This window comes from Streptomyces sp. NPDC057654 (assembly GCF_042800135.1).
In the GTDB taxonomy this organism is placed as follows: Bacteria; Actinomycetota; Actinomycetes; order Streptomycetales; family Streptomycetaceae; genus Streptomyces.
The window spans coordinates 1-10,942 of sequence record NZ_JBHVHQ010000224.1 but is presented as its reverse complement, the minus strand read 5'-3'; the positions used below and the strand labels follow the sequence as shown (position 1 = coordinate 10,942).

The window sequence follows — 10,942 nt, the reverse complement described above, 5'->3', positions numbered from 1 at the left end:
GGCACGAGGCGGCGGTGGCGGCGGCCGTCGCGGCCGGCGCCCGTCAGCTGCTGGCGCACGTCGAGGTGTCGCTCGTACGGGCCGACGAGGAGCGGCGCGCCGCCGAGCAGGCGAAGGCCGGGCACGAGCAGGAGCTGATCGCCGAGCGCAACCGGGGGCGCGAGCTCGCCTCCGAACTGGACAAGCTGACGGACTCGGTGCACCGCGGCGAGGTGCTGGGCGCGGAGAAGCGGCTGCGCATCGAGCAGCTGGAGGCGAAGGCGCTGGAGGAACTGGGCGTCGAACCGGCGACGCTGGTCGGCGAGTACGGCCCCGACCAGCCCGTACCGCCCTCCCCGGCGGCCGAGGGCGAGGAGCTGCCGCAGGACCCGGAGCATCCGCGCAACCAGCCGGTGCCGTATGCGCGGGCCGAGCAGGAGAAGCGGCTGAAGGCCGCCGAACGGGCGTATCAGCAACTGGGCAAGGTGAATCCGCTCGCCCTGGAGGAGTTTGCGGCCCTGGAGGAGAGGCACACGTTTCTGAGCGAGCAGCTTGAAGACTTGAAGAAGACCCGGACGGACCTCCTTCAAGTGATCAAGGAGGTCGATGTGCGCGTCGAGCAGGTCTTCACCGAGGCGTACCGCGACACGGCGCGGGAGTTCGAGGGCGTCTTCGGGCGGCTGTTCCCGGGCGGCGAGGGGAGGCTGGTGCTGACCGACCCGGACGACATGCTCGGCACCGGCGTGGACGTGGAGGCCCGCCCGCCGGGCAAGAAGGTCAAGCGGCTGTCGCTGCTGTCCGGCGGCGAGCGGTCGCTGACGGCCGTGGCGCTGCTGGTGTCGATCTTCAAGGCGCGGCCGAGCCCGTTCTATGTGATGGACGAGGTCGAGGCGGCCCTCGACGACACCAATCTGCAACGGCTGATCGGGATCATGGCGGAGCTCCAGGAGAGCTCCCAGCTGATCGTGATCACCCATCAGAAGCGGACGATGGAGGTCGCGGACGCGCTGTACGGCGTGTCCATGCAGGGCGACGGCGTCTCCAAGGTCATCAGCCAGCGGCTGCACTGACCGCTGCCCGCGCCTCCGCGGCCGTCCCGCCGCAAGTCTTCAAGTCTTGAAGTCCGTATCGAAGAAAGCTCAGGAGTACTTCTTGGTCACGGCCTATTGACTTCGAAACTTGAAGGCATAGGGTCTGCAACGTTGCTTATACCTTCAAGTGGTGGCTTCCCGGAAGTTATGCCCCACTGGAAGGTCCAGCCCCCTACGCCCGGCGACGCGGCCGGGCCACAGGAGTTCACGTTGACCAGCACCGCGAAGGCGCAGGTTCCGGAGGGCCGCGGGGCCCACCCGGACCATCTCGGCCATGTCATCTTCATCACCGCGGCAGCGGCGATGGGCGGCTTCCTCTTCGGCTACGACAGCTCCGTGATCAACGGCGCCGTCGAGGGCATTCGCGGCAAGTACGACATCGGCTCCGGCGCGCTCGCCCAGGTCATCGCCATCGCGCTGATCGGCTGCGCGATCGGCGCCGCCACCGCCGGCCGGATCGCGGACCGCATCGGCCGGATCCGCGTGATGCAGATCTCCGCGGTGCTCTTCACCATCAGCGCGGTCGGCTCGGCGCTCCCCTTCGCCCTGCTGGACCTGGCGTTCTGGCGGGTGCTGGGCGGCATCGCGATCGGCATGGCCTCGGTCATCGGCCCGGCCTACATCGCCGAGGTCTCGCCGCCCGCCTACCGCGGCCGCCTCGGCTCCTTCCAGCAGGCCGCCATCGTCGTCGGCATCGCGGTCTCGCAGCTGGTCAACTGGGGCATCCTCAACCTCGCCGACGGCGATCAGCGCGGCAAGCTCATCGGCCTGGAGGCATGGCAGGTCATGCTGGGCGTGATGGTGGTCCCGGCCGTCCTGTACGGGCTGCTGTCCTTCGCCATCCCCGAGTCGCCGCGCTTCCTGATCTCCGTGGGCAGGGTCGACAAGGCCAAGGCCGTGCTCGCCGACGTGGAGAACGGTGACATCGACCTCGACACGCGCGTCGCCGAGATCGAGCACGCGATGCGCAGCGAGCACAAGTCGACCTTCAAGGACCTGCTGGGCAGCCGGGCGGGCTTCCTGCCCATCGTCTGGATCGGCATCGGCCTCTCCGTCTTCCAGCAACTCGTCGGCATCAACGTGGCGTTCTACTACTCGGCGACGCTGTGGCAGTCGGTGGGCATCGACCCGAGCGACTCGTTCTTCTACTCCTTCACCACGTCGATCATCAACATCATCGGCACCGTGATCGCGATGATCTTCGTCGACCGGATCGGCCGCCGGCCGCTCGCGCTGATCGGCTCGGCGGGCATGGCGGTCGCCCTCGCCCTGGAGGCATGGGCTTTCTCGGCCAAGACCTCCGGCGGCACCCTGCCCAACACCGAGGGCGTCGTCGCCCTCATCGCCGCCCACTGCTTCGTGCTCTTCTTCGCCCTCAACTGGGGCGTGGTGGTCTGGGTCTTCCTCGGCGAGATGTTCCCGAACCGCATCCGCGCCGCCGCGCTGGGCGTGGCCGCCTCCGCCCAGTGGATCGCCAACTGGGCCATCACCGCGAGCTTCCCGAGCCTGTCGGACTGGAACCTCTCGGCGACGTACATCATCTACATGATCTTCGCTCTGCTCTCGATCCCCTTCGTGCTCAAGTTCGTGAAGGAGACCAAGGGCAAGGCGTTGGAGGAGATGGGCTGATCACCCCGCCCTGCCCGTCTCCTCGCCCGCGGTGGCTGCCCCGGTTCGGTTCCCGAGCCGGGGCGGCGCCCGTTCTCAATCCTCGATCTGCGGCAATACCCGCTCCGCGAACAGCCGCAGACTGCGCCAGCCCTCCTCGACCGGCATGCCGCCGCACAGCGGGTGCAGCACCAGCCCCGACCCGTCGTCGCCGCGCTCCCGCGCGAGGGCCACGCACTGCTCGGGCGTGACGATCCGGTAGACGCCCTCGCGCCGCAGCCCCTCGACGTCCTCGGCGCCGGACCGCACCGCCGAGCGGATGTCCGAAGACTGCCAGGACGCGTATGTACGGGCCTCGTGCAGCAGATGCGCGCCGTGCTCCGCCCACGCCCGGTCCACATCCTCGGCGATGTGCAGCAACGGCGTCTCGGCGGCGGGCATCAGCACCCAGCCCTCGGTCCCGTACTCCGCGCACCGCTCCTTGTAGTACGCCTCCAGCTCCGGCAGATGCGCGCTCGGGAACAGCGGCAGCCCGAACCGGGCCGCCCGCCGCGCCGCCGGCTTGGAGGCGCCGCCGACCAGCAGCAGCGGATGCGGCTGCGTGTACGGGCGCGGGGTCACCCGGACCGTACGGCCCCGGTACGTGAAGGGCTCGCCGGTCCACGCCGCGAGCAGCGTCTCCAGCGCGTCGTCCTGGAGCCGGCCCCGGTGCTCCCAGGAGCGGCCGTGCGCCGCGTATTCCTCCGGGCGGTAGCCGATCCCGGCGACGGTCACCAGCCGACCGCCGCTCAGCAGGTCCAGGACGGCTATGTCCTCCGCGAGCCGCAGCGGGTCGTAGAGCGGGGTGACGATCGCGCAGAGCGTCACGGCGATACGGCGGGTGGCGCCGAGCACCGCGCCCGCGAAGGCGAGCGGCGAGGGCATCCAGCCGTTGTCCGTGCCGTGGTGCTCCTCCGTCTGCACGGTGGTGATGCCGTGCTCGTCGGCGTAGACGGCCATCTCGACGGCGGCGCGATAGCGCTCGGACAGGCTCTGCGGGGTGGCGGCGGGATCGACGAGATTGAACCGAACGACCGTGGTGGGCATGGCAGACGTCCCCTTCGCCGTGGGTGGCAGAAGGGGACGCTAGCCGAGAGCTGATCAATTGAACAGAGCGCCTGCGGGCGCCCGTTCGACGGCTCGGGCGGGGAACTCGGGCGGTGAGCTCGGACGGGCTCGGGCCGGGTTGCCGTACGGGCTCAAGCCGGGATCACGGAGGGGCTCGGGCCGGGTTTACGAACGGTCTCAGTCCGGGTTTACGGAGGGGCTCGGGCCGGGTTTACGAGCGGGCTCAGGCCGGGACCTTCGTGCGGGGCGCGGGCTCCTGGCCGGTCTCCGCCGCGCCTTCGCGGGGCGTCGGCAGGGCCAGCGAGAGCACCGCGGCGATCACGATCGTCGTCGCCCAGCCGAGGCCGTGCTGCCCGATCCAGGTGGTGGCCAGCGGCCCGGTGAACCAGTCGACCTTGGTGAAGCACAGGCCCGCGACCAGTGCCACGAACCACGCCGTCATCGCCTGCCAGCAGAAGCCGCCCAGGTACCAGTAGCGGCTGGTGCGGCCGGTGTCCATCAGCGCGTCCGGGTCGTACCGCAGCGAGCGGCCCCGGCGGCGCGCCATGTCGACGGCGTAGACGCCGATCCACGCGGAGAAGGAGACCGCGAGCAGGGTCAGGAAGGCGATGAACGAGCCCAGGAAGCTCTTCGCCACCAGCATCAGCAGCAGCCCGCCGACCAGCGAGATGACCGCGTTGATCGACACGGCCATGGCGCGCGGCAGCTTGACGCCCATGGTCTGTGCCGTGAACCCGGCCGAGTACATCGACAGGCTGTTGATCAGCAGCATGCCCACCACCGCGGTGACCAGATACGGCACCGCGATCCAGGTCGGCAGGATGTCGCCGAGGAAGGAGACCGGGTCCGGGGCCGAGGCGAGATCGGGGGTGGCGACCGCCATCACGGCGCCCATCAGCACCATCGGCGCCATCACCAGGCCCGCGCCCGAGACCGTGATGCCGACGATCTTCCTGCCCGAGGCGGCGTGCGGCAGGTAGCGGGCGAAGTCGGGGCCGGTGGGCACCCAGCTGATGCCGCCCGCGGCGATGGTGCCGACGCCCGCGATCATCATGGCCGTGGTGCCGGCCGGCTTGGAGAAGACGTCGCTCCACGCCATGTTGGCGATCAGATAGACCAGCACCAGCACGCTGAAGACGCCGAAGAGGTACGTCGACCACTTGTTGCAGACGTTGAGCGCCTTGCGGCCCATGCCGCTCACCAGGAAGGTGCAGGCGACGAAGGCGACGAGGGTGATGACGATCAGCGCGGTGTTGCTCTTCACGCCGAAGAGCAGGTCCAGGACGGTCAGCACGGCGTACGCGCCGGTGACCGCGTTGATGGTCTCCCAGCCGAAGCGGGCCACCCACAGGATCGCGCCCGGGAAGTAGTTGCCGCGGACGCCGAAGGCGGCGCGGGAGAGCAGCGCGCCCGGCGCGCCGCCCCATTTGCCGGACACCGACAACACGCCGACCATGCCGAACGACACGACGGCCGCGCACACGGCGACGATCAGCACCTGCCAGAAGTTCAGCTTGTTGAAGACCACCAGGGACGCGCCCATGGTGAGCAGCAGCACGCTGATATTGGCGGCGACCCACGTCGGGAAGAGCTCGCGGACCTTTCCGTGGCGCTCGTGGTCCGGCACGGGCTCGATGCCGCGGACTTCGATGGCGCCTTCGAAATCGGCGGTGGACGCGTTGGCCGCTGAGGCCGTGGTGGACGCTGTGTCCATAGGTCGGACTCCGTGCATGTCATGCAGTGGCGGGATGCCTGGTCAGCGGGGGGACGGTGGGACTCTACGCGCGTTGCATCGTGCCACACCATCGTAGTTTGCTCCAACTTTGGGCGGTTGGCCGCTTTGGTCCTCTACCCATTCGAAGGCCGGGACAGACCGGGACGGATGCCTCTGACGGCGTGGATCGCCGTACGGCCGTGGGCGAGCTCCCGCCGGTAAGCGGAATTGGAGATTCCCACGAGTGGCGCCGCATCCAGCCGCCGTCGGCGAGCCTTCCCGGCGGGACGGCGCGTCCGTCCGCCGGGTCTCGATCCGGACTCGGGGGCCCGCCGCATCCGGACTCGGGGGCCCGCCGCACCGGTCGTTACGCGCCGTCCCGTGCGCGGCCCGGCCGAGAACTCCGTACGTGGCCGATACTGGGTCCGTTATGGAAATCGTCATCCTTGCTGTAGTCATCGCTGTGGTCGCGCTCGCCGCGATCAGCGGGCTCGTGGTCAGCAGCCGCAAGAAGAAGCAGCTGCCGCCGGCCCCGCCGAGCAGCCCGTCCGTCACCACGCCGCCCGCCGAGCCGCAGGTCGGCGAGGAAGCCGATACCGCGCGCGAGGAACCGCGCCGGACCATTGAGGAGGTGGACCTGCCGGCGGCCGAGGCCCCGGCCCCCGCTGCCGAAGCGCCCGTCGCGGAAGAGCCCGCGGCGCCCGAGATCGAGGTGCCCGAGCCCACCGCGGGCCGCCTGGTGCGGCTCCGCTCCCGGCTCTCCCGCTCGCAGAACTCCCTGGGCAAGGGCCTGCTCACGCTGCTCTCCCGCGAACACCTCGACGACGACACCTGGGAGGAGATCGAGGAGACCCTGCTGGTCGCCGACGTCGGCGTCGCCCCCACCCAGGAGCTCGTCGACCGGCTGCGCGAGCGCGTGAAGGTGCTCGGCACCCGCACCCCGCAGGAACTGCGCGGCCTGCTGCGCGAGGAGCTGCTGACCCTCGTCGGCACCGACCTCGACCGCACGGTCCACACCGAGAGCGGCGTCAGCGAGAGCGGCGCGGAGAAGCCCGGCGTCGTCATGGTCGTCGGCGTCAACGGCACCGGCAAGACCACCACCACCGGCAAGCTCGCGCGCGTCCTGGTCGCCGACGGCAAGTCCGTCGTGCTCGGCGCGGCCGACACCTTCCGCGCCGCCGCCGCCGACCAGCTCCAGACCTGGGGCGAGCGCGTCGGCGCCCGTACGGTCCGCGGGCCCGAGGGCGGCGACCCCGCGTCGATCGCCTTCGACGCGGTGAAGGAGGGCATCGCCGAGAGCGCCGACGTCGTCCTCATCGACACCGCCGGCCGGCTGCACACCAAGACCGGGCTCATGGACGAGCTGGGCAAGGTCAAGCGGGTCGTGGAGAAGCACGGCTCCGTGGACGAGGTGCTGCTGGTCCTCGACGCCACCACCGGCCAGAACGGGCTGGTGCAGGCGCGGGTGTTCGCGGAGGTCGTGGACATCACCGGCATCGCGCTCACCAAGCTGGACGGCACCGCCAAGGGCGGCATCGTCGTGGCGGTCCAGCGCGAACTGGGCGTGCCGGTGAAGCTGGTGGGCCTCGGCGAGGGCGCTGACGACCTCGCGCCGTTCGAGCCGGAGGCCTTCGTCGACGCGTTGATCGGCGAATGACGGCCGGCGGCTGACGGCCGCCGCGTAGGGAAGCCGCCGCGTAGGCGGAAGCCGCCGTGTAGGCGGAATGGAAAGGGCAGGGCCCCGTCGCGTGCTGTACGTGCGACGGGGCCCTTCTCCTTTTCCTTTTCCGGCGGCCGTTTCCGGCTGCCGGTAGTTCAGGCTGCCGCTCCCGGCTGCCGCTTCAGGCGCAGAAGCGTGACCCCGCGCGGTGGCTGACGTAGGCCAGCGTGCCCACCAGGAGCCGGGCCTGGGGCGGGCAGCCCGCGGTGTCCAGCGTCGGCGGGCGCAGCCAGCGCATCGGCCCGAGCCCGGCGAAGTCGGAGGGCGGCGCGGTGACATGGTCGCCGGGGCCCAGGCAGCGAAGGTCGAGCCCGGCGTCGTCCCAGCCCATGCGGTAGAGCAGTGCGGGGAGTTCGGCCGCCGCGCCGGGGGCGACGAAGAACAGCGCGCGGCCGTGCGGGGTGGCGGCGACCGGGCCGAGCGGCAGCCCCATCCGCTCCAGCCGCACCAGCGCGTGCAGGCCGGCCGGCTCCGCCACCTCCAGCACCTCGAAGGCGCGGCCGACCGGCAGCAGCACCGCCGCGCCGGGGGCCTCGGCCCAGGCGGCGGTCGCCTCGTCGAGGGTGGCCCCCGCCGCGACCCGCGGGGCGAAGTGCAGCGGGTGGGCGCCGGGGGAGGGGCAGTCGGCGACGCCGCAGGAACAGTCCGTACGGCCATCGGATCCGTGGCGCGAGGCGCGGGCGCCGGGCGCCACGTCCCATCCCCACAGGCCGGTGTACTCCGCCACTGTCATCGCTGTCATGGCACACCCGGTCGCGCGTGCGCGCCGCCGGGTACCGGAACGCATGTCCCGGATACCGCCGATCGTGAAGCCCATGCTCCCTCCAACGGGTCGTCTTCAGTGATGGTTACGACCCGGAGTCTTGCGAACACGCACGGTTGCCGACACCCGTTCGTGGGGGGCGTGAGGCGGTGCGGCCGGTGGTGCGAAGTGGCGGCCGCGCTCCCGTGCGCCTCACTGCGCCAGCTCCTGATCTTCCCGCGCCAAGTCAATCGCGCGGAGTGGCGCGGGGGTCCATTCGGTGGGGTGGCGAATGGTGGCGTTTACCGGAACGGCCTCGCGGCGCCCGTGATCGTAGGATTACTTTCGGTGCATGAACCCCGGAGGTGCCTACCCGGCGGGTATGCCGGAGGCATGACGCCTCGTCGGAACGGCTGTTTACATTCAGTCGAGTCGGTGCATCACCGGACAGGAAGCCGCAGGAGGCGGCATTCTGTTGGCGGTTCGCGCACAGCACAGTCGGAATGGGGGCCTTCCAGTGGGCGGCAATGGCGGCGGGAGTGGCAGCGCTGACAAGCGCCCCAACGAACAGTTGGGTTCATGGTTCCTGCGCAGCGGCTGGTCCAAGGGTGAGCTGGCCCGCCAAGTCAACAGGGGGGCGCGTCAGTTGGGCGCCCACCACATCAGTACGGACACCTCACGGGTGCGCCGCTGGCTCGACGGCGAACAGCCGCGCGAGCCGATTCCGAAAATCCTCTCCGAGCTGTTCTCCGAGCGGTTCGGCTGCGTCGTGGGCATCGAGGACCTCGGCCTGCGCACCGCGCACCAGTCGCCGTCGGTCTCCGGCGTCGACCTGCCCTGGGCGGGCCCGCAGACCGTCTCCCTGATCAGCGAGTTCTCGCGCAGCGACCTGATGCTGGCGCGGCGCGGCTTCCTCGGCACATCGCTGGCGCTCGCCGCCGGACCCGCCCTCATCGAGCCGATGCAGCGCTGGCTGGTCCCCGGGCCCGCCGGTCACGACGCCGCGCGCGCCGTCACGGCGTCGGACGCCTCCGACCGGTCCCGGCGCGCCTCCCGGCTCTCCCAGCCGGAGCTGGAGCTGCTGGAGTCCACGACGATGATGTTCCGCCAGTGGGACGCCCAGTGCGGCGGCGGGCTGCGCCGCAAGGCCGTCGTCGGCCAACTGCACGAAGTCACCGACCTGTTGCAGGAGTCGCAGCCCAAGGAGACGTCCCAGCGGCTGTTCAAGGTCGCCGCCGAGCTGGCGGAGCTGGCCGGCTGGATGAGCTACGACATAGGGCTCCAGCCCACGGCGCAGAAGTACTTCGTCCTCGCGCTGCACGCCGCGAAGGAGGCCGGAGACCGCCCCCTGGGCTCGTACGTGCTCTCCAGCATGAGCCGCCAGATGATCCATCTGGGCCGCCCGGACGACGCGTTGGAGCTGATCCACCTTGCGCAGTACGGCTCCCGGGAGCAGGCCACCTCCCGTACGACCGCGATGCTGTACGCGATGGAGGCCCGCGCGTACGCCAATGCCGGGCAGCCCGCGAAGTGCAAGCGCGCGGTGAACATGGCAGAGGACGCCTTCGGGGACTGCACGCCGGGCGAGGGCGACCCCGACTGGATCCGCTTCTTCTCCGAAGCCGAGCTCAACGCGGAGAACGCCCACTCCTTCCGGGACCTCGCCTATGTGGCGGGCCGCAGCCCCACCTACGCGCACCTGGCATACCCGAAGATGGAGCGCGCCGTCGAGCTCTTCCACAAGGACGAGGAGCACCAGCGGTCGTACGCGCTCAACCTCATCGGAATGTCGACGGTCCATCTGATGCAGCGCGAACCGGAGCGGTCCGCCGAACTCGCGGGCAAGGCGCTGAAGATCGCCAAGCGGGTGCGCTCGGAGCGGGTGAACAACCGGCTCCGCAAGACCATCGACACGGCGGTCCGCGACTTCGGCGAGGTCGCCGCGGTCGTCGACCTCACCGAGAAGCTCGCCGTCGAGCTGCCGGACGCCACGGACGTGGCGCAGGCGATGTGACGTCAGGGAGGCGCCCCCGGCCCCGGCGCCCGTACCCGATGACCGCATGGCCCCATGGATTCCGGCCGCGGTGACCACCCCGTACAGCCCGACTCGGCTCCCCCACGCCAGGTCAACCGGGTGGTCGCCGCGGTCGGTCTTTTCGCGCGGACGGGACCGTAGCGATGGGCGCGGGCCCCTGTCCGGTGAGTCACCCACTCGTAACACGCGTGCGCTCTTCGTCACCGCGGTGAAACACGCGGGCGCATCGGCGGAAACCGCGCTGCGCCAGCCTCGTGGCGTCAGCCGGCCCACCGAGTCCCTGCCCGCACGGGCCGCCCGCCCCGAGGAGACGTCGACGTTGAATGGCGCAGATACCGCTTTCGTCCTGATCAGTGCCGCGCTCGTGATGCTGATGACCCCCGGCCTGGCCTTCTTCTACGGGGGCATGGTGCGGGTGAAGAGCGCCCTGAACATGCTGATGATGTCGTTCATCTCGCTGGGCATCGTCTCCGTGCTGTGGGTGCTCTACGGCTACTCCCTCGCGTTCGGCGACGACAGCGGCGCCGGGCTGATCGGCGGCCTCGGCCACATCGGGCTCGCGGGCATCGACGCCGGGACGCTGACCGGCGGCAGGACCGGCATCCCCGTCTTCGCCTTCGCCCTCTTCCAGCTGATGTTCGCGGTGATCACGCCCGCGCTGATGAGCGGGGCGCTCGCGGACCGGGTGAAGTTCAGCGCCTGGTCGCTGTTCATCACGCTGTGGGTCACCGTCGTCTACTTCCCGGTCGCGCACTGGGTGTGGCAGTCGGACGGCTGGCTCTACCGGCTCCACGTCATCGACTTCGCGGGCGGTACCGCGGTCCACATCAACGCGGGCGTCGGCGGCCTCGCCGCGGTCCTCGTCGTCGGAAAGCGCATCGGATTCAAGAAGGATCCGATGCGGCCGCACAGCCTGCCGCTGGTGATGCTGGGCGCGGGGCTGCTG

General features: G+C 70.5%; 8 protein-coding genes. 5 read left to right on the top strand and 3 right to left on the bottom strand.

The genetic code is table 11. From position 1 onward, the window contains the following. Nucleotides 1-1,049: AAA family ATPase (locus tag ACFU99_RS18620; RefSeq protein ID WP_384393017.1), on the top strand; the 1,049-nt coding region annotated here is incomplete at its 5' end. 231 nt (nucleotides 1,050-1,280) lie between these two features. Further along, nucleotides 1,281-2,699 (top strand): sugar porter family MFS transporter, encoded by a 1,419-nt coding sequence (locus ACFU99_RS18615; protein ID WP_384393014.1) that lies wholly within the window; start codon nucleotides 1,281-1,283, stop codon nucleotides 2,697-2,699. A 75-nt stretch (nucleotides 2,700-2,774) separates the two neighbouring features. Here the strand turns inward: ACFU99_RS18615 and ACFU99_RS18610 are convergent, their stop codons facing one another. Both ACFU99_RS18610 and ACFU99_RS18605 read right to left on the bottom strand, forming a co-directional pair. Continuing rightward, complete coding sequence (locus ACFU99_RS18610; protein ID WP_384393011.1) at nucleotides 2,775-3,764, bottom strand: LLM class flavin-dependent oxidoreductase; 990 nt, start codon at nucleotides 3,762-3,764, stop codon at nucleotides 2,775-2,777. A 244-nt stretch (nucleotides 3,765-4,008) separates the two neighbouring features. Next, entirely contained in the window at nucleotides 4,009-5,499 is a 1,491-nt protein-coding gene (locus ACFU99_RS18605) for a purine-cytosine permease family protein (protein ID WP_384393008.1), read from the bottom strand. 430 nt (nucleotides 5,500-5,929) lie between these two features. Here ACFU99_RS18605 and ftsY point away from each other — a divergent pair, with 430 nt between their 5' ends. Next, the gene (gene ftsY / locus ACFU99_RS18600; protein WP_384393005.1) at nucleotides 5,930-7,156 is read left to right on the top strand and encodes a signal recognition particle-docking protein FtsY; all 1,227 of its coding nucleotides are present in this window, start codon (nucleotides 5,930-5,932) and stop codon (nucleotides 7,154-7,156) included. A gap of 184 nt (nucleotides 7,157-7,340) precedes the next feature. Here the strand turns inward: ftsY and ACFU99_RS18595 are convergent, their stop codons facing one another. After that, nucleotides 7,341-8,036, bottom strand: a complete 696-nt coding sequence (locus ACFU99_RS18595) for a bifunctional DNA primase/polymerase (protein ID WP_384393003.1) — start codon at nucleotides 8,034-8,036, stop codon at nucleotides 7,341-7,343. A 442-nt stretch (nucleotides 8,037-8,478) separates the two neighbouring features. On the opposite strand from ACFU99_RS18595, the gene ACFU99_RS18590 reads away from it, so the two are divergent. Further along, entirely contained in the window at nucleotides 8,479-9,975 is a 1,497-nt protein-coding gene (locus ACFU99_RS18590) for a hypothetical protein (protein WP_384393001.1), read from the top strand. A 340-nt stretch (nucleotides 9,976-10,315) separates the two neighbouring features. Beyond that, nucleotides 10,316-10,942: ammonium transporter (locus ACFU99_RS18585; RefSeq protein ID WP_384392998.1), on the top strand; the 627-nt coding region annotated here is incomplete at its 3' end.